Genomic DNA, 26,056 nt, shown 5'->3' on the forward strand with positions numbered 1-26,056 from the left:
CCAGGACGGGCTCATCCTCAAACAGCGCCGGCCAACCTCCAACCCTCGCGGGCTGGCCCCAAACCAGCGCGGGGTGCAGCGCCGCCCCGCTCGCACCGGCGAGGCAGCCCTGTACGCCACCCCGCCCGGCGCCATCACCTCCCCGGACCGCGGGCAGACCCACCGGGCCCTCCGCGTGATCATCTCCGACCTCCTGGACCCCGCCCCAGGCGACGACCCCGCCGCACCGGCCGTCCCCGGCGGCACCTGGGAACGCCTACTCCGCCTGGCCCGCCCGCCACCAGGTCCTCGCCGTGGAGATGATCCTCAATCAGCACAGGCTGGCGCCGATGAGCACGCGGTGATTCTCAGCAGGCGAAGGCTGGCCCCCAACCAACTGGCCCCCAAACCAGCAGACGTTGGCCCTCAACCAGCGCCGGCCGATCCCCGACGAGCACGGGCTGGGCACAAACCCGCGCGGGCTGATCTTCAGCCGACGCAGGCCGGCCCTCAACCGGCATGGGCTGGTCCTCGGCCAGCGTAGGTGGGGCTGGAGTGCCGTCTCCTCTGGGGTTAGAGGACCGTCCGCAGGGTCACTGACACTCGGCGGCCGCGCGGGATTCTTCCGTTCGGCCCTGGATCGGTCTTGCGGGCCGGGATGGCGTGGCGCCAGATGAAGCGCGAGTCGCCGGTCATCAGGCACAGGCTGCCGGGCTCTAGCCACACCGGCACGCGCTCGGGGCCCAGGAACTCCATCACGCACGCCGAGAGCAGGCTGACCGAGGCCACGATCGGGCCGAAGCACGGGACGCAGTCCACGTGCGCGCTGATGCCCTGCCCTGGCTGGTACTCGTTCACGATCACCTGGTCGGCGACATCCTCGACACGCCCCTCTCTGCGCAACCGCACCGCGAGCTCCAGCGCCCACGGTGGAAGGGGCGGTGCCTGTCGCACGCTCACCCCGCGCCGTCCGTATTCGTAGCGGTGCCCGTAGTGCTGCACCCGCCGCTTGAGCTCTCTCGACCACTGGCCCGCGTCGATGTGATCCGCGAGCCGCTTCTGCTCTTCCTCGTCCAACCAGTCCGGAACGTAGATCAGTCCAGGAACTATATCGACAACATATTCGATTCTCCTGACGTTCCGCAGAGTTATCCACAGATCCGGTCGGCTCTTGCGATGCCCTGGCGACGAGCATCAACATCGATTCTGAGCACGTTCCGCAACGAGAGGATCACCCTCATGAAACGCGAGTCAGATCCACAACCTGCGCGACCACGGCAAGGTGGCCGACGCGGGCGGAGGTTGGTTGCGGCTGGTGTGTCAGGTCGTCTCGGCCGTGGCGGACCAGCCTGTCCAGCCGTCGATGGTGACGGCGATGACCGGACCCTCTGGAGGATGCTCGCGGTACTGGGCGTACCTGTCCGCGAGAAGACCGATCGGCGCGGCCATTTCGTCGGCGTCGTCGATGACGCGGGCGTGGCCGTCCAGGCGGACCCACCAGAGGGCCGACCAGTCGTCGGCGTAGTGGTCGGCGAGCAGTGTGACGTGCGGGTTCGCACGGATGTTGGCCAGGCGCTTCAGGTCGCGGCTGCTCTTGGGTTTGTGGTCGACGGCGGTGTAGAGGGTGCCACGGTCGATTGCGAACGTGACCGGGATCAGGTGCGGGACGCCGCGTTCGTCCACGGTCGCCAGCCGGAGGACCTGGACCGTCATCAGCCGTCGCCGGGCGACGTCCTGCGGAAGCCTGGGCACCTCCGCAGCGTGTCACACCACGGGCGGTGTCTCCACGGCGACCGGAACGTCGGGGTTGATATCACGGCGCAGGTAGTTGCGGACGACGTACACGCCCACCACCACGCCGAGGCTGAGCAGGCTCGTCATGAGCTCCACGCGGGTCTTCTCCATGACGGCCATGGAGAGGAGCACCACGGTGAACGCGATGAGCACGAGGTAGGTGAGATAGGGGTAGCCCCACATCTTGAAGGTGAGCTTTTCGGGAGCCGCGTGCTCCAGCCGCGAGCGCAGGCGCAGCTGGGACGCGGCGATGATCAGGTACATGAAGATGGCCACGGCGCCCGCGGAGTTGGTGAGGAACGCGAACACCGCGTCCGGCGACAGGTGCTGGGCGAAGACGGCCAGGTAGCCGATGGTCGTGCCGAGCAGGATCGCGCGGGCGGGCACGCCGCGCTTGTTCAGCTTCACCAGCGCGTGCGGGGCGTCGCCGTGCCTGGTGAGAACGTGCAGCATCCGAGAGGAGACATAGAGCGCGGAATTGAGGACCGACAGCACGGAGGTGAGGATGATCGCCTCCATCACCGTGCCCGCGTACGGGATCTTCAGGGCGTTCAGCGCCCCCACGTACGGGCTGAGCGAGGGGCGGGCCTGCGTCCACGGCACCATCGCCACGACCAGGAACACCGAGCCGATGTAGAAGATCGCGATGCGCCAGATGACGCTCGTCGTGGCCTTGGCGACCGACTTTTCCGGCTCCTTGCTCTCCCCCGCCGCGATGGTGACGATCTCGGCGCCGCCGAACGCGAAGATGACGACCACGATCGAGCTCAGCGCCGCCGCGAAGCCCGCGGGCGCGAACCCGCCGGCCGCCGTCAGATTGGAGAAGTCCGGCCCGTTCCGCCCCGGCCACATGCCCACCACGAACGCGGTCCCGAGCGCGAGGAACACGATGATCGCGGCCACCTTGATCGAGGCGAACCAGAACTCGAACTCGGCGAACGACTTCACCGAGATCAGGTTGACCCCGGTCATCAGCGTCAGCAGCACGAAGCTGAACGCCCACGGCGGCACCCCGGGCATCCACCCGTGCAGGATCGCCCCGCCCGCCACCGCCTCGATCGCCACGATGATCACGAAGGAGTACCAGTAGAGCCAGCCGATCGTGAAGCCCGCGCCGCGCCCGAGCGCCAGCCGCGCGTAGTCGGAGAACGACCCCTTCATCGGCTGGGCGACCACCATCTCGCCGAGCATCCGCATCACCAGCATGACCAGGATCCCGGCGACGGCGTACGAGACCACCGCGGCCGGCCCGGCCCCGCTGATCGCCGACCCGCTCCCCACGAACAGCCCGGCGCCGATGGCCCCGCCGATGGCGATCATGGTCATGTGCCTCTGGTGCAGGCTCGCCTGCAGTTCCTGTCCCCCACCGGACGCGCTCATGAGACTCTCCGTGCTTCAACGGTCACTGAAAGTGATGTCTCCTGCACTCTAAGCGACGGAGGCCTTGCGTCCTGGCCCCGGGGCGCCCACCGGGAAGGATCTTGACCTCTCCCCCACCGGCAGGCCGCGACCGCGCGCCAGTTCGTCGCGAGGCCCGGCCCAGGCCCGCCATTTCACTCCATCAGCGATGGCCGTCCGGCCCGTCGCACCTACGCGGACTCCCGAGTCTCCCGGCACGTTTACCCGGCTCACCATATTGGCGTGAAACGGCCATGCCGATCGGCCGCCACCAGGGAGGCAGTCGGATGATCAATAACCAGATCACATGGATCGTTTAGGCACTTATCAAGAGGGCACCGGGACAATCTCCAACGCGGACGTTCATGAAAGGAGAATTGCGTCCATGAGGAAATTCATTGTCCGGCTGTGCGCCCTCACCGTCGCCCTTTTGACGGTGGTGGCCCTCAGTGTCAATCCGGCCTCGGCGCGTCAGGCCGCGGCGGCCCCGGCGCCGCTCGACCGCGTCCCGGTGACCGGCACGGCCTCAGACGGCTCGACCTTCACCGGAACGGTGGTGCCCACCGCCTTCGCGGGCCAGGACCGCACGATGACGCTGAACGGCGTCCTCAGCGGCACGCTCCGCGATGCCTCGGGCACCACCACCGCGGTGCCCGACCAGCCGGTCTCGCTGCCGGTTCAGCTCGATCGGACCTGCCCGATCCTGCACCTGACGCTCGGCCCGCTCGACCTCAACCTGCTGGGTCTCAAGGTGCACCTGGACCGCGTCGTCCTGGACATCACGGCGATCTCCGGCCCGGGCAACCTGCTCGGCAACCTGCTGTGCGCGATCGCCGACATCCTGAACGGTACGGGTAGCACCACCGGCCTGGCCGCGCTCATCGCCCAACTGAACGCCCTTCTGGGGCTGGGTCGGTAATCCTCTCAACAAATGGCCGGTCGCGTCTCTGGCGGGACCGGCCTCGACCCTGCCACGAGACCCGCAACCACCATTCTTCCTAGGATCATGAAGGAAATTTTCGAACCCACATCTTTGACTCTTCGTCGGTCATTAAAATCGCGCGACCGCTCCTCCTAGCCACACTGCGCGACCGCTCCTCCTAGCAACACCGCGCGACCGCTCCTCCTGACCACACCGCGCGACCGCCTCACCTGGCCACACTGCGCGGCCGCTCCCCCTGGCGGGCCTGCAGGGCCGCTTTGGAGCGGCGCATCGTGACGCAGACGGGCCGCAGTGGGGCGCCGCGTAGCGTGGGGAGAGTCGAGAGGCGATCAAAGGGGGTTGATCGTGCGGTCGATACGCACCGAGGAATACCTGGCACGCCAGGAGGCGGGCAGGCACCTGGCGGCCGAGGCAGGCCTGGACGGCCTGATCGCCTGGTCCCGAGGCGGCTCGTCCCAGGACGGATACGCCGACGTCTACTACTTCAGCGGCTATTACCAGCACCAGCCCTGGGTGCCCGACGTCCCCGGACTGTGGCGGGCCCAAGGCCATACGGCCTTCCTGCTCCCCGTACAGGAGCCCGCGATCCTCCTGACCGACGCCGGGGTCATCCAGGACCCACAACCCGCCGCCGACCGCGTCCGGACGGACGCCGATCTGGTGGAGGCACTGGCCGAGGAGATCAGGACCTCGATCCCCAGCGGACGGCTCGGCATACTCGGCTGTTCCACCATGGCCTGGCCCTGGTGGACCGCTCTCCGCTCGGCGCTGCCGGACCACGAACTGACCAACGCCGACGCACTCGGATGGCGGCTGCGGCGCGTGAAGAGCCCGGCGGAGCTGGATCTGCTCAGAACATCAGGGGCCGTCGGCGTACGAGCCATGGACTCAGCCATGGCCGCCGCCGTCCCCGGCGCGGCGGAGGCCGAGGTGGCCGCCACGGCGATCGCGGAGATCGTGAGCGCCGGAGGCGCCTACTACGGCATGGGCATCTCCTCCGGCGACGCCTCGCACACCTTCGCACCGTCCGGTCCCGGGACGGCCTCGGCAACGCGCCACCTGAAGGAGGGCGACCTCTTGCGCATAGACATGTACGGCTCCATGGAGGGCTACCTCTTCGACTTCGCCCGCACCCGCGTGGTCGGCGGCGACCCGACCACCGAGCAACGGGAGATGCTCGATGCCGTCCACGACAGTGTCACGGCTGGAATGCCCCTCCTTCACCCAGGACAAAAGCTGAGTGACATCGCACGCCGCTGCGAAGAGGCCATGACCGACTCGGCGTTCGCCCTCCGGCAAGGCGCCCCAGATTCACAGATGGGCGGCGCCTGGGGCCACGGCCTAGGCCTGTCGTTCGAACCCCCATGGGTGACCACCGACGCCGACGAGGTCCTCGAACCCGGCATGTGCCTGGCCCTGGAACGCAGAATCGCCGCACCTGCCCTGGGTGGAGCCAACTACGAAGACAACGTCCTCATCACCGAGACCGGCCCCGAGATCATCACCCCCGCCACCCACGAATACCTTCACTAGCCCGTCCATCGCGGCCGTCAGCCGAAAGCAACCGTCAACCGAAACAGGTGCCGCCCAGTCCACGACGCCACCTGGCTCGACGCTCCCGCGAAGGGGCGGCCACGGCAGGCCGTTGGCCGGAGCAGGCACGAGCTAGTCGCGGAAGGTCGGGGGGCGGTTCTCTTTGCGGGCCTTGATGGCTTCTTCGAAGTTCTGGGTGGTGAGGCGGACGAAGAGCTGGGCCAGGCCCTCGTGGTCCATGTGGGCGTTCAGGCTGGCGGCGTCCAGGCTCGACCACAGCATGCGCTTGGTGAGCTCGATGCCGGGGCGGCTGAAGTTCACGATGCGTTCGGCGAGCTCGAAGCATTCGTCGAGGAGCTTGTCGGCGGGGACGGCGCGGGAGACCAGGCCGATGCGTTCGGCCTCGGCGGCGTCCACGTCCCGGCCGGACAGCATGATCTCGAAGGCGCGGGAGGAGCCGATGGCACGTGGGAGGAGGTAGCTGAGGCCGAGCTCGCTGGCGGTGAGACCGTTGTTGATCCCGGCGGCGCGGAAGTAGGCGCCCTCGGCGGCGATGCGGATGTCGGTCGCCAAACTGAGGCACAGGCCGCCGCCGATCGCCGCGCCGTTGATGGCGGCGATCACCGGCTGGTGGACCTTGCGCATCGCCCGGATGACGTCGTCGAGGAGCTCCATGGAGCGCAGGGCGATGGAGCTGACGGTGAGGCCCTCGATGCCGGGGATGCGGCCGGGCGACTCCAGGTCGGCGCCCGAGCAGAAGCCGCGGCCGGCGCCGGTGACAACGATCGCGCGGGTGTCGTTGTCGCGCCCGACCTCTTCGAGGGCCTCGCGGAACGGGATCATGACGTCGAAGGCCATCGCGTTCATCCGCTCGGGGCGGTTCAGCGTGATCAGCGTGACGTGCGGGCGCGGCTTGTCGATCAGGACAAAGGACACCGGCGGGCTCCTCCCAGATGAACCTAGCAAGCGTTAGGTTACATGGATGGGCGGCCGGTCACGCGGGCGGCCACTCGACCGGCGTCAGGCCTCGTTCGACCACCTTGAGGAGGTCCTCCTCTGTGAGGATGCGCGGCTCGCCGATGGACTTGGCACGGACGTAGACGCCGCACAGCCATTCGAGGAGCTTGGCGTTCTCGTAGGCCTCCTCCAGGTCACCGCCGATGGTCACGCCGCCGTGGTTGGCCATCAGCGCGGCCCGCTTGCCGCCCTCCATCGCGGCGCGGACGTTGGCGGCCAGCTCCGGGGTGCCGTACGTGGCGTACTCCGCGACCTTCACCACGCCGCCGAGCAGCAGGGTGTTGTAGTGGATCGGCGGCAGCTCGCTCATCGTCGTCGCCACGACCGTGCCGTACGTCGAGTGCGTGTGCACGATCGCGGACGCGCCGGTGACCTCGTAGATCGCCAGGTGCATGGGCGTCTCGGAGGACGGCTTCTCATCGCCCTCGACCAGGTGGCCGGTGACGTCCACGACCGGGCAGGCCTCAGGGGTCATGCGGTCGAGCATCCAGCCGCCGGGCGTGACGACCACATGATCGCCCCGGCGCACGCTGATGTTGCCGGACGCCCCGCTCACCAGGCCGGTCTCGACCATCCGCCGCCCGATCTCGCACAGCGCCCGCCGCTCCTCGGCCAGATACATGGCCCCGCCTCTCTCCGTCACACGCCACCCCTCTCGTTCACGCCGCCCCTCCCGTTCAGGCCATATCGCCGTCGCACGCCGCCTCCGCCCTTCACACCTCGTATCGCCGTCGCGCCGTCATCGCCTCCCACGCCGCCGCACGCCGCCGCACGCCGTCACCGCCGTCACCGCCGTCACACGCCACCTCCGCCCTTCACACGCCGTATCGCCGTCGCCCGGTCATCGCCTCGCACGCCGTCGCTTGCTGTCACCGCCTCGCACGCCGCCGCAGGCCGCCATCGCCTCGCACGCCGTCGCTTGCTGTCATCGCCTCGGACGCCGCCGCACGCTGTCATCGCCTCGGGCGCCGCGCGCCGTCCGTCGCCTCGGCTGCCGTCAGCGCCGTTGTACGCCGTCATCGTTCTTACACGCCGTCATCAACGCGATTGCGCGAGGGGGTTGCGAATCCCTCTCACATTTCGCGGCTTCCAGGCCGTACGCTACGGCCTGACGATCACGAGGGAGGTACCGCCATGGCCGTCGTCACGCTCGGTGTGCACATCGTCGACGTCCTCGCCCGCCCGGTCGAGGCGATCCCGCAGGGCCAGGACACCGTCCTGGTCGACCAGATCCGGATGACCGCGGCCGGCTCGGCGGCCGGGACCGCGGTCGATCTCGCCAAGCTCGGGAACGAGGTGATCTCGGTCGGCGCGATCGGCGACGACGAGCTCGGCGACCTGCTCGTGGCCGTGATGACGCGGCACGGCGTGGACGTGAGCGGCCTGGTCCGCCGTACGGGCGACCAGACCAGCGCCACGATCCTGCCGATCAGGCCGGACGGCGGGCGGCCGTCGTTCCACGTGCCGGGCGCCAACCTGACCGTGACGGCGAGCATCGTCGACCCAGGCCTGCTGACCGCCGCCGGCGCGGTGCATCTGGGCGGCCCGGACGTCACGTTCGGCCTGAACGACCCCGCGTTCTTCGACGCGCTGGAGGCCGCGCGGGCGAGCGGGACCGTGGTCACCATGGACCTGTTGTCGAACATGCCCGACCTGGTCAAGGGCGCCGCCGCGTTCCTCCCGCACGTCGACTACTTCCTGCCGAACGAGGAGCAGGCGCTCATGATGACCGGGACCGGCGACCCGGTCCTGGCCGCCCGCAAGCTGCTCGCCGAGGGCCCCCGCGCCGTTCTCATCACGCTCGGCGAGCACGGCAGCCTGGTCGCCACCACCGACGGCGTCGAACGCATCCCGGCGATCGAGGTGGACGTCGTCGACACCACCGGCTGCGGCGACGCGTACTGCGCGGGCTTCATCACGGGCCTGATGAACGACCGCGACCTGGGCGAAGCCGCCCGCTGGGGCACAGCCGCCGCCGCGACCGTCGCCCAAGGCCTCGGCTCGGACGCCTGCCTCACAGGCCTCGACGCCGTCCTCGCGCTGCTGGACTAGTCGCGGCCTTCCGACAGCGCTGGACTGGCACGGCCTTCCGGTGGCGCTGGACTCGCCGCCTTCTGGCGGCGCTGGACTGGCCGCGGCCTTCCGGCGGTTCAGATCTTCTGGTCCTGCTCCTGCCAGTACGGCTCGCGGAGGAGGCGCTTGTAGAGCTTGCCGGTGGGGGTACGGGGCATCTCGGTGACGAAGTCGATGGTGCGGGGGGCCTTGTAGCCGGCGAGGGAGGCTCGGCAGTGGGCGATCAGCTCGGTGGCGAGGCCCTCGGAGGGGGTGGCCTCTTCGGTGAGCTCTACGGCGGCCTTCACCTGCTCGCCGAACTCCTCGTCCGGGACGCCGAAGACGGCCACGTCGCGAACCGCGGGGTGGGTGATGAGGACGCCCTCGATCTCGGCCGGGTAGATGTTGACGCCGCCGCTGATGATCATGTCGATGGCGCGGTCGGCGAGGAAGAGGTAGCCGTCCTCGTCGAAGTAGCCGATGTCGCCGGTGGTGAAGAGGCCGTCGGCGCGGTGGACGGACTTGGTCTTCTCCTCGTCGCCCCAGTACTCGACGTCGTCGCCGCTGGTGTAGCGGAACCAGATCTGGCCTCGCTCGCCGGGTGAGGTCTTCTCGCCGTCGTCGCGCAGGACGATGACCTCGGTGGTCGGCAGGGGGCGGCCGACGCTGCCGGGGCGTTCCAGCCACTCGGCGGCGGTGATCACGGTGTTGATCGAGGCCTCGGTGGAGCCGTAGTACTCGTGCACCTTCGGGCCGAACCAGTCGATCATGTCACGCTTCACGGCGGGCGAGCAGGGCGCGGCGCCGTGCCAGACGACGGCGAGGCTGGAGCCGTCGAACGCGTCGCGGATCTTCTCGTCCAGGCGCAGCAGCCGGACGAACTGGGTCGGCACCAGGTGGATCTGGTTGATCTGGTGCTCGTCGATGAGGCGGAGGGTTTCGGCCGGGTCGAACGAGGGGCGCATCACGACCGGGCGGCCGTTCAGCAGGAAGACCAGCGACCACAGCCACTGCGCCGAGTGGTAGACCGGGCCGACCAGCAGCGACCGGCCGCCCTGGGGGATCTGCAGGATGTCGGCGAACACGCCGCCGATCAACAGGGCGGTCTCGATCGGTACGCCGGCCGTGACGAGCTTGCGGTTCACGCCCTTGGGACGCCCGGTGGTGCCGGAGGTGTAGACCATGGGCATGCCCAGGACCTGGTCGGCGGGTTCGCCGTCCGGCCCGGCGGCGAGGAAGTCCTCGTACGGCGTGAAACCGTCGATCGACCCGCCGATCGCGACCGTGGCGGCCAGGTCGAGGCCCGCGGAGGCCTCGCGCGCGATGTCGCCGAACGCGGCCTCGGAGAACAGCGCCTTGGCCCCGGCGTCCTCCAGCACGTAGCGGAGCTCGTCGGTGGTCCAGTGCCAGTTGACCAGCACGTACCGCAGCCCGATGTGCCCGGCGGCGACCATCAGCTCGAAGTGCTCGCGGCGGTTGCCCGAGTGGATCGCGATCGCGTCACCGGTGCCGAGGCCCAGGCCGCGCAGCGCGCCGGCCAGCCGGTCGGCCCTGGCGTTCAGCTCCCGCCAGGTCGTGGCGCCGCGTTCGTCTGTGATCGCGGCGACATCGGGGCTGGATTCGACGTACGGACGGAGCAGTTCGGCCATCGGGCGACCTCCCAGGGACCGGCGCGGGGGATTCCAGGAATCCGACTCTAGGTCGCCCATCACCCAAAACACCAGGTCACCCCAGAAATGAAATATGGCCCCGGTGCGACCGCGCCGCCGCACCAGGGGCCATTCCGGAAAGGTAGACGCACCAGGCGTCCATCCGGTTTCACCCTTGTTAAGAACTCTGGACCGCTCCCACCCCGGCCGCCCGAGTCCCCAGAACGGCCTCCGCCGCCTGCACGAGCTGCGACAGCCGGAACACCTCGGTCCGATGGAACGGAGGCGCTCCCGTACGAGCCACCAGCAGCACCAGCCCGTCCGCCATGGGACTGATCGCGTACTGCGTCCCGTCCTCGGCGGTGAACGCCCGCGCCCGCACCGGCACCAACTCCGGCACCTCCACCTTGTCCGGCCCGCCCACGCTCACATGCGTCAGCACAGCACCGGCGCCACCCTCGAAGCCCGTCGAACGCTCGGGATCGACAAGACCGGCCCAGTCGGCGCTCAGGATCGCGGGGACCGCGTCGGTGAGGGTCAAGGGGCCGCGTTCAGGATCGCCGGCCAACTGGCCGATCAGGGCGGCGTCGGGGAAGGCGCCCTGGGGTTCGGCGGTGGGCCAGATGCCGATGATGTCGACGCCGGGTATCGAGGCCAGGCCATCGCAGAGGCGGTCGATTCCCGCGCCCGCGGGCCAGGCCACGGTGAAGTCGTCGAGCGCCCTGCCGTTGTCTCGTTCCAGCACGGCCATCTGCACCACGTCGGCGCCGGCGACGCCCAGGACACGGGCCACCTTGCCCAGCGAGCCGGGGCGGTCCGGCAGGCGGACACGAACGCGCAACAACATCGCCACCTCCTCCAGAAACACTCACCTCAGGGTGTGGGAGGCGCATTTCGGGCGTGTTACCCGGGCGTGTCGTCGCCGAGAAGATGTCCGCGCACGTCAAGGGCCTAGAGCCAAGGAAATGTCCCGGGCGGGTCAAGAGCGGGGACTATCCCGGGAGGTTGCATCCCATTAAGGTAACTGCACGTGTCGAGCGCTCGGGAACGCCCAGTAAGCGAGGGTTCCGCCCCCAAGGAACCCGCTAACGCTGAGCCCGGACCCGCCGATCCCAGTTTTTCCGAGGGTGACCCCATCGAGGGCGGGGCCGAGGCCGAGTTCCGGTCGGAGGTCAGGGACGCCCTGGCCAAGCTCACCAAGCAGCTCGAACGCGACCATCAGCGCGCCGGGCATCGCGAGGCGGTCATCGACCGGCTTCACCAGGAGAACCAGGAGCTGCGCCGCGGCGAGCTCCAGGCGATGCTGGAGCCGATCCGCACCGCGCTCTACCGGCTGCACGACCTGGCCCGGCAGGGCTCGGACCGCTGGTCGGCGCCCGAGCCGCCCGAGCCCAAGGACGCCGCCGATCTGCTCGCGGCGGTCGCGGACGAGGTCGCCGACGCGCTCGCCCGTACGGGCGTGGAACGTTTCTCGGTCGACCTCGGCGCGCCCTACGACGCGACCCGGCATCGTCCGGTCGCGGTCGAGGCCGTCACCGATCCCGCCCTGGCCGGCACGGTCGTGGCCGTTCGCACGCACGGGTTCGAGCACGCGGGCAAGGTGGTCCGCAAGGCCGAGGTGTCGGTCGGCAAGATCCAGGAGCCGCCGGAGGTCCAGGAGAGACCGGCCGGCAAGCACGCGGCGCCGGCCGGCCGGCAGGACGTGCCCGTCCACGAGCAGGACGTGCGGGTCGGCAAGGTGGAGGTACCGGCCGGCAGGCATGAGAACGCCGGGAAAGGCGACAAGGCCGGGAAGGGCGCGAAGGGCGACGAACCGGCGCCCGAGGGAGGCGGAAACGATCCTGTGGCCGTGGAACCGCTGCGCAACACCGAGAACGAGCGAGACGATGAACATCAGGGCGCGGCGCCCCGGCCCGGTAGCGATTAGGTGAGAGGGACATGGCTGTCTACGGGATCGACCTGGGAACGACCTATTCCTGCATTGCCTCCATCGACGATGTGGGGCGGCCCACGGTCCTGCGCAACCTGGAGGGCACCGACACGACGCCGTCGGTCGTCTACTTCGAGAGCGGCGACAACGTCGTGGTCGGCGCGACCGCCAAGGACACCGCGGTGCTGGCGCCCGACCAGGTCGTCAGCCTGATCAAGCGGGACATGGGCCGGGAGGTGACGCGGGAGATCCACGGGTTCGACTACACGCCCGAGGAGCTGTCGGCGTTCATCCTGCTGAAGCTCGCCACCGACGCGCGCACGACCACCGGCGAGGAGGCGCGCGACGTGGTGGTCACGGTGCCCGCCTACTTCGGCGCGGCCGAACGCGACGCCACCCGCAAGGCGGGCCGGATCGCGGGCCTGAACGTGATCGACATCGTGTCCGAGCCGATCGCCGCCGCGATCACCTACGGCGTGCTGAACCCCGAGCAGGACCGCACGATCCTGGTGTACGACCTGGGCGGCGGCACGTTCGACACCACGATCATCGCGCTGCGCGGCGGGCACATCGAGGTGGTCTGCACCGACGGCGACCATGAGCTGGGCGGCGCCGACTGGGACTCGCGCCTGGTCGAGTACCTGGCCGAACGGTTCCGCGCCGAGCATCCCGAGGCAGGTGACCCGCTCGACGACAAGCAGACCGAGCAGCAGCTGCGCCGCGACGCCGAGGACGCCAAGAAGTCCCTCACCACCCGCACCACGCACACCGTCCGGGTGATGCACGACGGCCGCGCCGCCGCGATCGAGGTCACCCGCGAGAAGCTGGAAGAGCTCACCAAGGACCTCCTGGACCGCACGATAGAGATCACCGGCCGGACGCTGTCCACGGCGGCGGAGAAGGGCGTCGACGACTACGACGACCTGGTGCTGGTCGGCGGCTCCACCAAGATGCCGGTCGTGGCGTCACGGCTGGAGACCGAGCTGGGCCTGTCGCCGCGGCTGCAGGACCCCGACCTGGCGGTCGCCAAGGGCGCGGCGCTGTACGCGTTCGAGGAGACCTACCGGCGGCTGCTGGCGGCGGGCGAGCAGGACCAGGCCGAGGAGATGGCGGGCCGCGCGGGCCTGTCGGAGGAGCAGCAGCGGCAGATCGCGGGCCGCCAGATCAAGACGGTCGCCTCGCACGCGTTCGGCATCGTCGTGGTCGACCGCGAGACCTCGGCCGAGCACGTCGCGCATCTGGTGCACGCCAACGACGAGCTGCCGGCCGCCAAGACCGAGGACTTCTTCACCGTCTACGACGACCAGACCTCGGCCGACATCCGGGTGATGGAGCAGGCGGGCAGCGTCGAGTCCGGCGAGCTGATCGACAACACCGAGATCGCGACCGGCGCCGTCCGTATCCCGAAGGGCAAGAAGGCGGGCTGGCCGATCGAGGTGACGTTCTCGCTCGACTCCTCCGGGCTGCTGCACGTGACGGCGGTCGAGAAGGAGACCGGCGAGCGGCTGGAGCTGAAGGTGGACGTCGGCGGCATGTCCGAGGAGGAGGTCGAGCGGTCCCGCACGGCCCTCTCCCGCGTCAAGGTGAGCTGACCCGGGACGGCCCGTGTCCTTCGACGACGACTACCGGCGTGAGGTGCTGGAGCCCGCGCGGGAGGCGGGCGACCAGCCGCCCGAGGATCTGCGTGCCCGGTACGCGCTGCCCGACCCGCTGGCGCCCGGCGTGGTCGTCGAACGCGTCAAGCTGGTGCGGCAGTGCTGGCGGCGGGCACGCGGGCAGCTGAAGTACCGCAAGCTGATCGACCGGCTGGAGGCCGAGCACCGCGAGCTGGCGCCGATCTTCACCGCTGCCGAGCGCGGCGACCTGAAGCCGCTGGCCGAACGACTGCGGGGCGGTCAGGAGCGCACGCAGAAGCGGGTGTCGCAGACGCGGGCGCGGCTGATGGACGCGGCCGGGATGCTGCGGATGGTGGCGCCCGCCGAGGTCGAGGGCATCGCGCGGGCGGGCGGGGTGAGCCGGGCCGAGCTGGAGTCGCTGGCCGCCGCCGACCGGATCGAGATCCGCGAGCCCGACCCGCTGCCCGCCACCGCGCCGTACGCCGCCTATCGCAAGGTCCGCGAGTCGCTGGACGTGCTGGGCCGCCGCCACCTCCCCGACTTCGTGTTCGGCGGGCGGCTGGCCGGTCCGATGCGGGTGCTCGGTGGTTTCGCCGCGCCGGTGCCGGACGGGAGCGGGCCGCTGCGGCTGGACGCCGCGGCCGTGACGGCGGTCGCCGCGCAGTGGGCGCGCCGCAGCCGCGACACCAGCCTCACGCACGCCGACACGGTCCTTGCCGCGCTGCGCTCGGACGCCGACCTGCACGAGCTGGTCCTCTACGACCTGGTGGAGCGCCTCCGGGAGCGGCAGCGCCAGCGCGCCTCCGAACGCGCGCTCCTCCGCCACGCGATGGAAGACCTGGGCATCGACCCGAACGACGCGCGTCGCCTGGTCTTCGCCGTTCTCCGCGAGACCGGTCCGGGCGGCGGGCTGGCGGGACGGCTGCGCATGCTGCTGGACTCCGGCGAGGTCTACGCCGCCGCCGAGCTGGCCGAGGCCGAACGCCCCGACGAGTCCAACGAGGAGGCCGCCCTGCTCGCGGCCGAGGCGCAGCGCCGCGTCGCGACCGCCGTACGGCTGCGCGAGGCGGCGGCCGGCGAACGCGACCCCGACGCGGCGTGGCGGCTGCTCGCCGACGCCCTCCAGCTGGTGAACGACCTGCCGGGCGCCGCCGAGCATCAGCGGCGGCTGGCGCCTCGGCCCGTTCCCTCGCTCGGCGCGGACGTCGACGACGACGGAACGCGCGTGCGGCTGTCGTGGGCCGCGTCGCCCTCCACCGCCGGGGACCTGATCTATCACGTGGTGCGCCGCCGCGACCGGCCGCCGCGCAACGCCGCCGACGGGGAGTCGCTGCCCGGCCCGCGCGACGACCATCCGCCCGTCAACGTGCCGCTCTACTACGGCGTCGTCGCGGTGCGCGGCGAGGCGGCGGCCGCGCCCGCCGTCGCCGGGCCCGTGGTCGTACGGCCCGAGCCGGGCGACGTCGAGCTGCTGCCCGGCGACGGCGTGGTCACCGGCCGGTGGCGCTGCCCGCCCGAGGCGGCCCGCGCGCTGGTCATCCGCGGCAGCGGCGGCGGCACCGGCGGCAAGGCGGTCGCCGCCGGACGCGAGGGCTTCCAGGACCGGGTGCCGAACGGCAGGACCCATCACTACCGGATCTGCGCGGTCTACCTCGACGCCGACGGCGGCGAGGTGGTCACGCCAGGCGTGCGGGCGTCGGTCACGCCGAGCGCGCCGCCCGAGCCGGTGTACGAGCTGACCGCCGAGCCCGACCCGGGCGACCCGGGACTACTGCTGGTCACGTTCGAGGAGCCGCCGCACGGCACCGTCGAGCTGGTCCTCACCGACGGGCCGCCGCCGTGGCCGCGCAGCGCGCTGGTCCCGGTCGAGGAGGTGCGGCGGACCGGCCGCCGCGTCACCGCGACGCCGGTGCCGGGCGGCCTGTCGGTGCGCCCGCCGAGCGGCGGCTGGCTGGTCGCGGTGTCGGTCGCCGAGGGCACGGCGGCGATCGGCGCGTACCACCGGCACATCAACCTGCCGCCGCCGCGCCGCCTGGTCGCCGAGCGGCGCGGCGAGTTCGTGCACGTCGGGTTCGATTGGCCCGCCGACGTCGCCGAGGTGCTGCTCGTCTACCGGATCGGCGCCGACGCGATCGCGACCGGGAAGATCGAGGCGCGGCTGGTGGAGGCGGGCCGGATCGAGCCGGGCCGGATCGACGACGACGGCCCGCGCGAGGAGATCGTCACCCGCGCCGCCTACGACTCCCAGGGCGGCCTGCGGCTGCCCGTTCCCGAGAACGAGCCGGTCGAGCTGTCGGTCGCGGCGGCCGGCACGGTCGGCGGCGTCCGCGTGACCGGCCCCGAGGCGACCGCCGAGGTCGCGGCGCGCACCGTCGTCCACTACGCCATCGAACGCGGCGGGCCACGCTGGCGCCGTTCGCTCACCATCCGCCTGACCTCCGCCAAGCCGCTGCGCATCGCCAAGCTGGAGTTGGTGATGCGGACCGGCCGGGTCATGCCGCACCGCGCCGCCGACGGCGAGACCCTCGGCTCGTGGGAGCAGGTCCCCGTCCCCGGCGAGCTCACGCTGGCCCCGCCCGACGCATCGGGTCCATATTGGCTGCGCTGCTTCGCCGATGATGATGTCATCGAACTCAGCGACCCCCCGGTTCGCCACCTCCAGGTCACGAGGTGAGGATGCTTCTCGACAAGGCCCGCAAGCCGGGCGCCCACTCGCGCGGCGACGTCACGTGCCCGTACTGCTTCGCCGTGGTGGCGCTCCAGCGCGTGGAGTTCCGCTGCCGCGGCCAGGTGGGGCGGCGTCCGGGCTGCCCGCCCGAGCTCGACCAGGCGCTCGCCGACTACATGGGCTCGCCGGCGGGCGCGTCGCTGCCGCCGGTGTTCGCGGCGGACGGGCGCAAGAGCCGCGCCGAGTGCCCCGACTGCGGGCAGGCGACCGGCAACCGGGTCTGCCCCGAGTGCCACAACCCGCTGCCGTCGGCCTACTGCGACTCCCCCGGCCGGATCGTCGCGCTGGTCGGGGCGAAGAACGCGGGCAAGAGCACCTACATCGCGGTGCTGCTGCACGAGCTGATGAACCGGGTCGGCACCGAGCTGGACGCCTCGCTGGTGGCCTGCGACGACCGCACGATCGAGCGCTACAAGCGCGACTTCGCCCGGCCGCTGCTGGAGGAACGGCGGCTGCTGCCGACCACCACCAGCGCCGCGACCAGCCCGCGCGAGCCGCTGGTCTACCTGCTCAGCCGCAGCCGTCCCGCCGGGCGCCTGTCCAAGGTGCGAGGACGGGCGGCGCGCGACAGGACCGACTCGCTGGCGCTGGTGCTGTTCGACACCGCGGGCGAGGACCTGCGCAGCCGCGAGGTGCGCGACCTGCACCTGCGTTACCTGGAGGCGGCGGACGCGATCATCTTCCTGGTCGATCCGCTGGAGCTGCCCGGCGCCCGGTCCGAGGTCGCCGACGGTACGCCGCCGACCATGGCCGACGACCCCGACAGCGAGCCCATCAACATCATCGCCCGCGTGACCGAGGCGCTGCGGCAGCGCGCGGGCACCAAGCCGGGCGACCCGCTCAAGGTCCCGGTCGCGGTCGCCCTCACCAAGATCGACGCGCTGCGGCCCGAGCTGCTGCGCCAGTCGGCGCTGCACCGCACGCGGGGCGGCGAGGGCGTGCTGGACCTCGACGACCGCGAGGCGGTGGACGAGCAGGTCCGCGCGATGCTGCACGACTGGCAGTCCGGCAAGCTCGACCTCTACCTGCGCCAGCAGTACGCCGAGTACGCGCTGTTCGGGCTGTCGGCTCTCGGCGGCGTGCCGCACGACGGCCGGGTCGGCACCGGCGGCGTCCGCCCCTACCGGGCCGAGGATCCGCTGCTGTGGCTGCTCTACCGGTTCGGGATGCTCGACGGCGTGCGCCCCCAGCGTGACGGGGGCTGACCGATGGCCTGGCAGCTCCACTACACCTCCGCGCGGCGGGGTCCGACCGGACGAGCCGGGTTCCAGTTCGTCGCCGAGACCCCCGGGCTGCCCGACGGCCTGCGGGCGGGCGTCACGCCGTTCCTGTCGTACCGGCCGCCGCCCGGCGCGCCGCTCAGCCCGGACGAGGGTGAGCTGCGCGACTTCCCGCTGGCGTTCCTGTACGACCGCGCCGACGGCCGCACCGAGGGCGGCGCCGAAGGCCGTCCGATGCTCCTGCAGAGCCGCTACCTGGGACGCGACTACTCCGGCCGCTACGGCAACTTCTTCACGCACGCGGTCGTGGCCGACCCGGACGAGCTAGAGGGCCTGCGCCCCATCGAGCTGTGGCGCGCGCCGATCTGGGCAGCCGCGCCCGCCGAGAGCGAAGAGCTGCCCGAGCTGGACGACCTGCCGCCCGGCGCCGCGTTCGATCCCGAGATGCTCGCCGAGTGGCTCGCGGGCGAGAACGCGTTCGGCGCGCTGGCCGGGCTGCTCGACTCGACCATCGGCGTGCTCGGCCGCGGGCACGGCCGGATCGTGCTGGTCGGCGACGACGTGGAGCTGATCGCCCGCTGGATCGCCGTCGTGTCCTACTCGCTGCCGGTCGCGGCCGCGTCCCGGCTGACGTTCGTGACCTACAGCGCCGATCCCGAGGGCGCCGCCCAGCGCCTGGTCGGCACGACCCCCGACGTGTGGGCGACCGCGCAGCGCCACGGCGGCGACGTCTTCTTCGTCGGCCGTCTCGCGGCGAAGACGGCCGAGGCGGGCCGGTTCGCCCGTACGGCCGCCGAGTGCTGGCGGACCATGGACTTCGCGGGGCTCGACGCGCTCGGCGAGCTCGCGCTGCTGGACTCCGGCGAGCCGCCCGCGCTGGAACGGGCGGCCGGGCTGCTGGCGCTGTGCCGTGGTGACGCGTCGGTGACGCCGGAGGAGGAAGAGGCGGTCGCGGCGCTGCTCACCCGGCACGGCACGGCGATCCCCGAGTCGATCTGGCACGACCTGGTGCGCGGCGTTCCGGCGATGGGCCTGGATCTGGCGCTCGCGGTGCACGGCTGGGCGCGCAAGGCCGGCGCGGCCGACGTCCTGCCGCGCCTCGCTCCGGCGATCTCCGCCGCGCTCACCGCCGCGCCCGGTCTGGCCGGGGCCGCGCGCGTGGCAGGGCGGGCGCACGACGCCGGTGCCGCCATCGACCCGGCCGAGGTCAGCGCGATCGCTGCGGAACGTACCGCGGCGGGCGCCGACGACCTGTCCGCCGCCCTCGACGGTGGCCCGGCACAGGTCCGCGAGGCCGTCCTGTCCGGAGTCCTCACCGGCCTGGCCGGGTCGGGCGAGGACGCCCGCGAAGCCGTGCTCACCGACGACGCCTGCGACCTGCTCTACGCCGCCGGGCCGCGGCACCTGCACGTGATGCCCACGGTCGCGGTGCGCGTGCTCGTCTCGGTCGGGCGGCGCCGCCGGGCCGAACGGCCGGTCGTCACCGGGCACCTCCTCGACCTGAACGCCCCCGGCCTCGACGAGGCGTTCGATCAGATCTGGGCCGCGCCGACCGTCACCGAATGCGCCGAGCTCCTGGCCTCCCATCCGGACGCGATGACCGCGCATCGCGTTCTCGGCGTCCTGCCGTCGCGGGCGTTCACCCGCCTGAGGCCCGAGTCGCTCACCGCCGAGGAGACGCTGCGGCTGGCCGACCAGGTCCGTACCGCCCTGCCCGACGGCCCCGCCGCCCGCGACGCCGCCGCCGTCAAAGCGCACGCTGAAGCGCTCAGCATCGAACGCCCCGAACGCGCCGCGCGGGCTCTCGGTTCGCTGGCTGCGGCGGGCGCGTCCCCACGCCTGACCGAACGGGCCTTCGAGAACGCCGCCGCCCGTCTCGCCGAACGTGACCCCCGGTTCCGCACGGCGCTCCTCGCCTCCGCCACCGAGGCCATCCGCGCCGAAGTGGGCGAGCAGTGGCGCGCGAGGCTGTCCGACCGCGCCCGCGCGGGACGTTCACCGCTCCGGCAGGCCGAGACCGCCCAGCGCAACGAGCTCGTCGAGGTCGTGCTGCGCCTGCGCCGCCGCGGCATCACCGAACCCGGCCTCGAGGCGTGGGCGCGCCGGGCCGCCACCCGCTGGATCGCCTCGCGCCAGCTGGAGTCCTACTTCTCCGGCGACCGCGAGATGCGCGCCGAGCTGAAGCGCCTCATCGCCGAGGCTCGCTCCGGGCCGGGTGACTGACCGTGCAGATCGTTCTCATCGTCCTGCTCGCCGCGCTGTGGCTCGGCACGATGTGGCTCGGCTTCGTCGTCGTCTTCCCGCTGCTCTTCCCGATCACGCTGACGGTCGCGGCCGTCGCCGCGGTCGGGCTCTACTACCTGCACGCCTGCCGCACCCTCGCGCCGTCCACGCTCAAGGGCCCCTCGCCCGTCGCCCCGCCCACCGACTCCTACCGCCACTACCTGCTCTCGCAGGTCTGGCAGGACTGGTGGGTGATCGCCCGGACGGTGGTGCCGAAGGTCTGGCAGACCACCAAGTCCCTCCTGGTCCTCCTCACCCAGACGCTGCTCGGCGGGCTCTGGGGGTTCTTCGCGTTCCCGGTGTGGGCGGCGCTGTGCGCGGGCATCGTGGCGGCGGCGGTCCCGGCTGCCGTCCTCGGGCTGGTGATGACGGTGCTGTACGGCGTCGTCGCGTTCATCGGCCTCGCCGGCTGGCTGGCCTGCGTCCTGGTCCTGGCGGCCGTCGAGCGCGTCTTCATGGCCTACGGGCGGATCCTGCAGACCTGCCCGCACCCCTTCTGTTACGAGAAGGTCGGGCTGCCGGTGTACGAGTGCCCCGGCTGCGGCGCCCGCCACCACCGCCTCAGCCCCGGCCCGGCGGGTGCGTTCCGGCACGTGTGCCGCTGCGGGGCGCGCCTGCCCACGACCGTCCCGTTCGGCCGCTTCCGGCTCGCCGCCTACTGCCCGCACTGCGGCGGCCGCCTGCCCGAACGCATCGGCCGCGTCCGCGTCGAGCCGCTGCCCTTCGTCGGCGGCCCGGCCGCCGGCAAGACGACGTTCATGTTCCTGGGCATCCGCGCCCTGCACGCGCGCGCCCGCGCCGTGGACGGCCGCCTGGCCTTCGTCGAGCCGCGCCACGCGCAGGCCTACGCGGGCGCGATCCGCGAGTTCCAGCGCGGCGGTCACCTCGCCAAGACCGGCCCCGAACTGCCCCTGGCCACCATGGTCGACGTCGAGCTGCCCGGCCGCGCGCGCCGCATCCTCTACCTCTTCGACCCCGCCGGTGAGCACTACACCGGCGCCACCGAGGTCGAGTCCCTGCGCTACCTCGACCACGGCGAGGCGCTGCTCTTCATCGTCGACCCGTTCGCGCTCCCCCAGGTCAGGCGCGCCCTCACCGCCGAGGAACGCGGCCTGGTCGAACGGTCCGCCGCGTCCTCGGAAGAGGACCCGGCCGACACCCTGCAGCGCGTCCTCAACGAGCTGCGTTCGCGCCCCGACCGCGGCAAGCAGCGCCGTATCGCCGTCGTGGTCACCAAGACCGACCTCCTGCGCCGCACCGAGATCGGCCGTTCCCTCCAGAACGGCGCCACCCTGCGCCTCTGGCTGGACCAGGTCGGCCTCGGCAACACCGTCCGCACCCTCGACCAGGTCGCGGGCCAGGTCCAGTACCTCGGCTCCGGACTGGAGACCCACCCGGCCGACGTCGCCAAGCTCCTCGGCTGGGTCTCGGGCCTGCCCACCAACGGCCAGGTCAGGCCGGACGCCGAGATCGACGTCCAGGCCGACGAGGTTCCCGGCACCGCCCCGCTCCGTTCCCCCTGGCCCGTCCGCGGCCGCGACGGCTCCCGCGTCCCCCTCGGCTACCAGGTCGGCCGCTGGGCGGTCCTCGCCGGCCTGTCGATCCTGACCGTCGCCGCCATGACCGCCAGCGTGATCGTCGCGGTGACCCAGCTCCGCCTGCCGCCCTGGCCCTTCTGATGCCGGATCGCGTGAACGCCGAACTCCGCACCGTGAAGCCGCGTCCCAACGCACAAGAGGGGTGAGACCCCGCCGGAAGATTCGGGGGCAGCCATGCCCGAGCAGGACCAGCAGAGCGCCGAGCAGGGGCAGGAGCAGCAAGGCGTCGGACAGCAGGGCATAGAGCAGCAGGCCCCGGTCCCGCCGCCGCCCGGCCAACCTGAGATGTCGGGCCGCACCATGATCCTCATCGCCGGGATCGCCAGCGTCGCCGCCGTCGGCGTCCTCGGGCTCAGCCTCCTGTTCGGCGGGTCCAGTGGCGGGTCCAACGGCACCACCGGCGACACCCCGCAGACCGAGGCCGTCTCGGTGACCACGCTCCCGACCGCCCCCGTAGCCGTCCCCAAGGTCGTCGGCCTCAGCTCCAACGCCGCCATCAACCACCTGGCCGCCCAGCGCATCCCTTTGGGCGCGGTCATCCGGGTCCCGTCCTACCGTTCGGCGGGCACGGTCGTGCGCAGTTACCCGACCGGCGGCTCCAACGTGGCCCCCGGCAACCCGGTCACGCTCTACGTCTCGGCGGGCCAGGGCGGCTCGGTCACCGGCAGCCAGGTCACGATCCCCTACTTCATCGGCCTGAACGAGCAGCAGGCCCGCAGCACCGCCGCGAGCATGGGCCTGGACGTGTCCGTCACCGGCAGCGGAGCCACGGTCGGCGGCCAGCAGCCCGCCCCGGGAAGCATGCAGCCCCGGGGCAGCTCGGTGACCCTCACCCTCCACTGAGCGCGTGTGTGATCAAAGACACCGCTGAGGTGGGCAGATAACGCTGCGTCATCTCGTTGCATGTCCGGGAGACCCGATTCCGGCGAGCAGAGAGGTGACGATGACGACGAGCGAGCGCGCCGCCGTCCCCGTGCACGCCTCGGCCGCTCGCCCGCCGGATCGGCGGCTCCGGCTGATCTTCATTCTGGGCGCGCTGAGCGCCATCGCGCCGCTGTCGATCGACATGTACCTGCCGGCGTTGCCGCAGGTGTCCAGGGACCTGTCGACGGGCGCCGTGCAGGCGCAGCTGACGCTGACGGCGTGCGTGGTCGGGCTGGCGGTGGGCCAGATCGTGGCCGGGCCGCTGAGCGACCGGTGGGGGCGGCGCAGGCCGCTGCTGATCGGGCTGGGCGTGTACGCGGTGGCCTCGCTGCTGTGCGTCTTCGCGCCGACCGTCGAGACGTTCATCGGGCTGCGGCTCGTCCAGGGCGCGGCGGGGGCCGCGGGGATCGTGATCGCGCGGGCGGTGGTGCGCGACCTGTACGACGGGGTCGAGGCGGCCAAGTTCTTCTCGATGCTGATGCTGGTGAACGGCCTGGCGCCGATCCTGGCGCCGGTGCTGGGCGGGCAGTTGCTGCGGTTCACGCCGTGGCCCGGTGTCTTCGCGGCGCTGTCGGGGATCGGTGTGCTGATGTTCCTGGCGTCGCTGCTGGGGCTGCGCGAGACGCTGCCGGTGGAACGCCGGGAGACCGGGGGGATGCGGGCGACGCTGTCGACGTTCCGCGCGCTGCTGGTCGATCGCTCGTTCGTGGCGCCCGCGTTGGCGGGCGGGCTGGGGTTCGCGGCGATGTTCACCTACATCAGCGGCAGCCCGTTCGTGCTCCAGGACCTCTATGGGCTCTCGCCGCAGGCGTTCAGCATCGTCTTCGGGATCAACGCGCTGGGGATCGTGCTGGTAGGGCAGGTCAGCGGGTGGCTGGCGGGGCGGGTGTCGCTCGATCGGCTGCTGGCGGCGGGGCTCGTGATCGTCGCGGTCGGGGGTGTGGGGCTCCTGGTCGCCGTGATCACCGGGGTGGGGCTGGTGGGCGTGCTGCCCGCGCTGTTCCTGGTGGTGTCGGGTCAGGGGCTCGTGCTGCCGAACTCGACCGCGCTGGCGCTGTCGGGCCGCCCGCCGAACGTGGCGGGGAGCGCTTCGGCGCTTCTGGGCCTGGGGCAGTTCGCCATCGGGGGCGCCACCGCGCCGCTCGCCGGGATCGCCGGGTCGGGCACCGCGCTGCCGATGGCGCTCACGATCGCGGTCACCGCGCTGGGCGCGGCGGCGGTCGCGCGGGTTGCGTCACAGAACTAACCCGCCGTACGGTCGAGTGGTGATCGTGCGCATCGGCTACATGCCTCCGGCCGCCACCCCTGACCCCGAGAACCTGACCGCACTCGTGCAGGGCCTGGAGCGGGAGGGCTTCGACTCCCTGTGGGTCTCCGAACGGGCCACCGGGCCGTCCGGGGATCCCGTTTCGACGCTCGCGTTCACCGCGGCGGCGACCAAGCGGATCAAGCTGGGCATGGCCGTCATGGCGCTGCCCGGCCGCCAGCCCGCCCTGGTGGCCAAGGAGATGGCGTCCCTGGATCGGCTGTCGGGCGGACGCCTGCTCCCGGCGTTCGGGCTGGGCATCCGCAATGTGGGCGAGCAGCAGGCGTTCGGCGTGGAGCGCACCCAGCGCGCGGCGATGCTGAACGAGGCGCTGCCCCTCCTGCGCCGGTTCTGGGCGGAGGACGAGGTCAGCCACGACGGCACGTTCTACCACTACGACAAGCTGCGCATCCTTCCCAAGCCAGCCAAGGGCGGCTTCGACGTCTGGCTGGGCGGCGCCTCCGACGCCGAACTGCGCCGCACCGGTCGCCTGTCGGACGGCTGGTTGGCCTCCTTCGTCGCGCCCGCGGAGGGCGAACGGGGCCGGGAGATCATCCAGCGGGCCGCCGCCGAGGCCGGCCGGGAGATCGAGGACGAGCACTTCGGCGCCGTGGTCCTCTACCGCCGGGGGCCGCTCGGACCCGACGTCGAGGCGCGGTTCGCACGGGTGCGCCAGGTGCGCGGCGGCGAGGCCGGGCTGAACGAGGTGATCCCGGCTCTCGACGGTCTCGAGGCCCACCTGAAGCGGTTGGTCGAGGCGGGGCTGTCGAAGTTCGTGCTGGCCCCGATCGCGCCGCCGGACGACTGGGCGGCTGAGCTCGCCGACGTCCGCGACGCCGCGCTGAGCCTGCAGACCCGCAGATGACGGGCTCGTCGCGCCGTCAGGCACTTGTCGTACCGTAAGGCTCATGTTCGACGATCTTGACCCCGAGGTGCTGCGCCGTGCCTCCGGAAAGAAGTGGCAGCAGCCCGCACCCGGCGTGCTGCCCGCCTGGGTGGCGGACATGGACTACCCCTCCGCGCCCCCGATCCGTGCCGCGATCCAGGAACGTCTCGAACTGGGCCTCGGCTACCCGCACTGGGACGACGCACCCGACCTGAACCCGCTGCGCGAGGTCTTCACCGAGCGCATGCGCCGCCAGGGCGTGGCCTTCGCCCCCGCCGACGTGCGCGTGTTCACCGAGCTGATCCAGGCCCTTCAGGTCGTCCTGCACCTGGGCACCGAGCCCGGCGACACCGTGGCGCTGCACACGCCCGCCTATCCCCCGTTCCTCGACACGATCAGCGCGATGGGCCGCCGCCTCCGGCCCATCCCGATGATCGACACCCCGGACGGCTGGACGTTCGACACCGAGCGCCTCGCCGCCGCGCCGCCCGCCGCGCTGATCCTGGTCAACCCGCACAACCCCACCGGGCGCGCGTTCACCCGGGACGAACTCGCCGGCCTCGCCGAGATCGCCGACCGGCACGGCGTCCTGGTCATCTCCGACGAGATCCACTCCGATCTCGCCTACGAGCCGCACCGGCACATCCCGTTCGCCACGCTCCACGAGCGCACGGTCACGCTGACCTCCGCCAGCAAGGCCTTCAACCTGGCGGGCCTGCGCTGCTCGGTGGCCCACGTCGGCGACGCCCGCATCCGGGAGGCGCTGGCCGCGATGCCGCCGCAGTTCTTCGGCGAGGTGAGCAGCCTCAGCGTGGTGGCCACGGTCGCCGCTTGGAAGGAGGGCGGCGCCTGGCTGGCCGAGGCCCGCGAGACGCTCGCGCGCAACCGCGACCTGGTGAAGGACTCGCTGCCGCCGGGCGTGCGCCACCACAGCCCGGAGGCCACCTACCTGGCCTGGCTGGACTGCCGCGAACTCGGCCTGGGCGACGATCCCGCCGCGCATTTCCTGGCGGACGGCAAGATCATGCTCAGCAACGGGCCCGCCTTCGGTCCGGGCGGCGAGGGCTTCGCGCGCCTCAACTTCGCGACCAGCGGCCCGATCCTCACCGACGTCCTGCAGCGCCTGAACGACTCCGCGTCGCGCGCCACATGACGCCGAGGCGGGGCGTGGCCGCCTGAGGCCAGTTACAGGCGGGAAAA

At 71.8% G+C, this 26,056-nt stretch carries 20 protein-coding genes; 13 read left to right on the forward strand and 7 right to left on the reverse strand.

Annotation, left to right across the window (positions count from 1 at the left end):
* Positions 1-552: 552 nt before the first annotated feature.
* The 3 genes from J4573_RS41665 to J4573_RS41675 form a co-directional block, all read right to left on the reverse strand.
* The gene (locus tag J4573_RS41665) at positions 553-1,056 is read right to left on the reverse strand and encodes an alpha-ketoglutarate-dependent dioxygenase AlkB (RefSeq protein ID WP_208261685.1); all 504 of its coding nucleotides are present in this window, start codon (positions 1,054-1,056) and stop codon (positions 553-555) included.
* A 243-nt stretch (positions 1,057-1,299) separates the two neighbouring features.
* Positions 1,300-1,731: a TIGR03668 family PPOX class F420-dependent oxidoreductase gene (locus J4573_RS41670; protein WP_208261686.1), complete on the reverse strand. Its 432-nt coding sequence runs from the start codon at positions 1,729-1,731 to the stop codon at positions 1,300-1,302.
* Positions 1,732-1,743: 12 nt separating this feature from the next.
* Complete coding sequence (locus J4573_RS41675) at positions 1,744-3,153, reverse strand: amino acid permease (protein ID WP_243774441.1); 1,410 nt, start codon at positions 3,151-3,153, stop codon at positions 1,744-1,746.
* 403 nt (positions 3,154-3,556) lie between these two features.
* Between J4573_RS41675 and J4573_RS41680 the strand changes: the two genes are divergently transcribed.
* Both J4573_RS41680 and J4573_RS41685 read left to right on the forward strand, forming a co-directional pair.
* Positions 3,557-4,090 carry a hypothetical protein gene (locus J4573_RS41680; protein ID WP_208261687.1) on the forward strand — a complete coding sequence of 178 codons (534 nt, stop codon included), beginning with the start codon at positions 3,557-3,559 and terminating at the stop codon, positions 4,088-4,090.
* Positions 4,091-4,459: 369 nt separating this feature from the next.
* A complete protein-coding gene (locus J4573_RS41685) occupies positions 4,460-5,647 on the forward strand; it encodes a M24 family metallopeptidase (RefSeq protein ID WP_208261688.1) in 1,188 nt (395 codons plus the stop codon).
* A 132-nt stretch (positions 5,648-5,779) separates the two neighbouring features.
* Here J4573_RS41685 and J4573_RS41690 read toward each other — a convergent pair whose 3' ends face one another.
* A complete protein-coding gene (locus J4573_RS41690) occupies positions 5,780-6,583 on the reverse strand; it encodes an enoyl-CoA hydratase (protein WP_208261689.1) in 804 nt (267 codons plus the stop codon).
* Positions 6,584-6,641: 58 nt separating this feature from the next.
* Positions 6,642-7,307, reverse strand: coding sequence for a class II aldolase/adducin family protein (locus J4573_RS41695; RefSeq protein ID WP_307797331.1), 666 nt, complete (start codon positions 7,305-7,307; stop codon positions 6,642-6,644).
* A 491-nt stretch (positions 7,308-7,798) separates the two neighbouring features.
* On the opposite strand from J4573_RS41695, the gene J4573_RS41700 reads away from it, so the two are divergent.
* Positions 7,799-8,716 (forward strand): carbohydrate kinase family protein, encoded by a 918-nt coding sequence (locus J4573_RS41700; RefSeq protein WP_208261690.1) that lies wholly within the window; start codon positions 7,799-7,801, stop codon positions 8,714-8,716.
* A 98-nt stretch (positions 8,717-8,814) separates the two neighbouring features.
* Here J4573_RS41700 and J4573_RS41705 read toward each other — a convergent pair whose 3' ends face one another.
* Both J4573_RS41705 and J4573_RS41710 read right to left on the reverse strand, forming a co-directional pair.
* Positions 8,815-10,365, reverse strand: coding sequence for an AMP-binding protein (locus tag J4573_RS41705; protein WP_208261691.1), 1,551 nt, complete (start codon positions 10,363-10,365; stop codon positions 8,815-8,817).
* A 178-nt stretch (positions 10,366-10,543) separates the two neighbouring features.
* Positions 10,544-11,212, reverse strand: coding sequence for an ACT domain-containing protein (locus J4573_RS41710; RefSeq protein WP_208261692.1), 669 nt, complete (start codon positions 11,210-11,212; stop codon positions 10,544-10,546).
* A gap of 183 nt (positions 11,213-11,395) precedes the next feature.
* On the opposite strand from J4573_RS41710, the gene grpE reads away from it, so the two are divergent.
* The 10 genes from grpE to J4573_RS41760 all read left to right on the forward strand — a co-directional run bounded on the left by grpE (position 11,396) and on the right by J4573_RS41760 (position 26,009).
* A complete protein-coding gene (gene grpE, locus J4573_RS41715) occupies positions 11,396-12,292 on the forward strand; it encodes a nucleotide exchange factor GrpE (RefSeq protein WP_208261693.1) in 897 nt (298 codons plus the stop codon).
* Between the two features lie 11 nt (positions 12,293-12,303).
* Entirely contained in the window at positions 12,304-13,887 is a 1,584-nt protein-coding gene (locus J4573_RS41720) for an Hsp70 family protein (RefSeq protein WP_208261694.1), read from the forward strand.
* Between the two features lie 13 nt (positions 13,888-13,900).
* The gene (locus tag J4573_RS41725; protein WP_208261695.1) at positions 13,901-16,585 is read left to right on the forward strand and encodes a hypothetical protein; all 2,685 of its coding nucleotides are present in this window, start codon (positions 13,901-13,903) and stop codon (positions 16,583-16,585) included.
* A 2-nt stretch (positions 16,586-16,587) separates the two neighbouring features.
* On the forward strand, positions 16,588-17,844 hold the full coding sequence (locus tag J4573_RS41730; RefSeq protein ID WP_208261696.1) for a TRAFAC clade GTPase domain-containing protein: 1,257 nt from the start codon (positions 16,588-16,590) through the stop codon (positions 17,842-17,844).
* Positions 17,845-17,847: 3 nt separating this feature from the next.
* The gene (locus tag J4573_RS41735; RefSeq protein WP_208261697.1) at positions 17,848-20,082 is read left to right on the forward strand and encodes a GAP1-N2 domain-containing protein; all 2,235 of its coding nucleotides are present in this window, start codon (positions 17,848-17,850) and stop codon (positions 20,080-20,082) included.
* A gap of 2 nt (positions 20,083-20,084) precedes the next feature.
* Positions 20,085-21,821, forward strand: coding sequence for a TRAFAC clade GTPase domain-containing protein (locus J4573_RS41740; RefSeq protein ID WP_208261698.1), 1,737 nt, complete (start codon positions 20,085-20,087; stop codon positions 21,819-21,821).
* A gap of 93 nt (positions 21,822-21,914) precedes the next feature.
* The gene (locus J4573_RS41745; RefSeq protein WP_208261699.1) at positions 21,915-22,583 is read left to right on the forward strand and encodes a PASTA domain-containing protein; all 669 of its coding nucleotides are present in this window, start codon (positions 21,915-21,917) and stop codon (positions 22,581-22,583) included.
* A gap of 100 nt (positions 22,584-22,683) precedes the next feature.
* The gene (locus J4573_RS41750; protein WP_208261700.1) at positions 22,684-23,910 is read left to right on the forward strand and encodes a multidrug effflux MFS transporter; all 1,227 of its coding nucleotides are present in this window, start codon (positions 22,684-22,686) and stop codon (positions 23,908-23,910) included.
* A gap of 19 nt (positions 23,911-23,929) precedes the next feature.
* Positions 23,930-24,835, forward strand: a complete 906-nt coding sequence (locus tag J4573_RS41755; protein WP_208261701.1) for an LLM class flavin-dependent oxidoreductase — start codon at positions 23,930-23,932, stop codon at positions 24,833-24,835.
* A 43-nt stretch (positions 24,836-24,878) separates the two neighbouring features.
* Positions 24,879-26,009: a MalY/PatB family protein gene (locus J4573_RS41760; protein WP_243774444.1), complete on the forward strand. Its 1,131-nt coding sequence runs from the start codon at positions 24,879-24,881 to the stop codon at positions 26,007-26,009.
* Positions 26,010-26,056 lie beyond the last annotated feature (47 nt).

Source organism: Actinomadura barringtoniae (genome assembly GCF_017573505.1).
GTDB classification, from domain to species: domain Bacteria; phylum Actinomycetota; class Actinomycetes; order Streptosporangiales; family Streptosporangiaceae; genus Spirillospora; species Spirillospora barringtoniae.

Excerpts from the sequence above, each read along its gene's own strand:
- J4573_RS41675 (WP_243774441.1), bottom strand. The coding sequence starts at position 3,153 with ATGAGCGCGTCCGGTGGGGGACAGGAACTGCAGGCGAGCCTGCACCAG.
- J4573_RS41680 (WP_208261687.1), top strand. The coding sequence starts at position 3,557 with ATGAGGAAATTCATTGTCCGGCTGTGCGCCCTCACCGTCGCCCTTTTG.
- J4573_RS41700 (WP_208261690.1), top strand. The coding sequence starts at position 7,799 with ATGGCCGTCGTCACGCTCGGTGTGCACATCGTCGACGTCCTCGCCCGC.
- J4573_RS41705 (WP_208261691.1), bottom strand. The coding sequence starts at position 10,365 with ATGGCCGAACTGCTCCGTCCGTACGTCGAATCCAGCCCCGATGTCGCC.
- J4573_RS41710 (WP_208261692.1), bottom strand. The coding sequence starts at position 11,212 with ATGTTGTTGCGCGTTCGTGTCCGCCTGCCGGACCGCCCCGGCTCGCTG.
- J4573_RS41720 (WP_208261694.1), top strand. The coding sequence starts at position 12,304 with ATGGCTGTCTACGGGATCGACCTGGGAACGACCTATTCCTGCATTGCC.
- J4573_RS41730 (WP_208261696.1), top strand. The coding sequence starts at position 16,588 with ATGCTTCTCGACAAGGCCCGCAAGCCGGGCGCCCACTCGCGCGGCGAC.
- J4573_RS41735 (WP_208261697.1), top strand. The coding sequence starts at position 17,848 with ATGGCCTGGCAGCTCCACTACACCTCCGCGCGGCGGGGTCCGACCGGA.
- J4573_RS41745 (WP_208261699.1), top strand. The coding sequence starts at position 21,915 with ATGCCCGAGCAGGACCAGCAGAGCGCCGAGCAGGGGCAGGAGCAGCAA.
- J4573_RS41750 (WP_208261700.1), top strand. The coding sequence starts at position 22,684 with ATGACGACGAGCGAGCGCGCCGCCGTCCCCGTGCACGCCTCGGCCGCT.
- J4573_RS41760 (WP_243774444.1), top strand. The coding sequence starts at position 24,879 with ATGTTCGACGATCTTGACCCCGAGGTGCTGCGCCGTGCCTCCGGAAAG.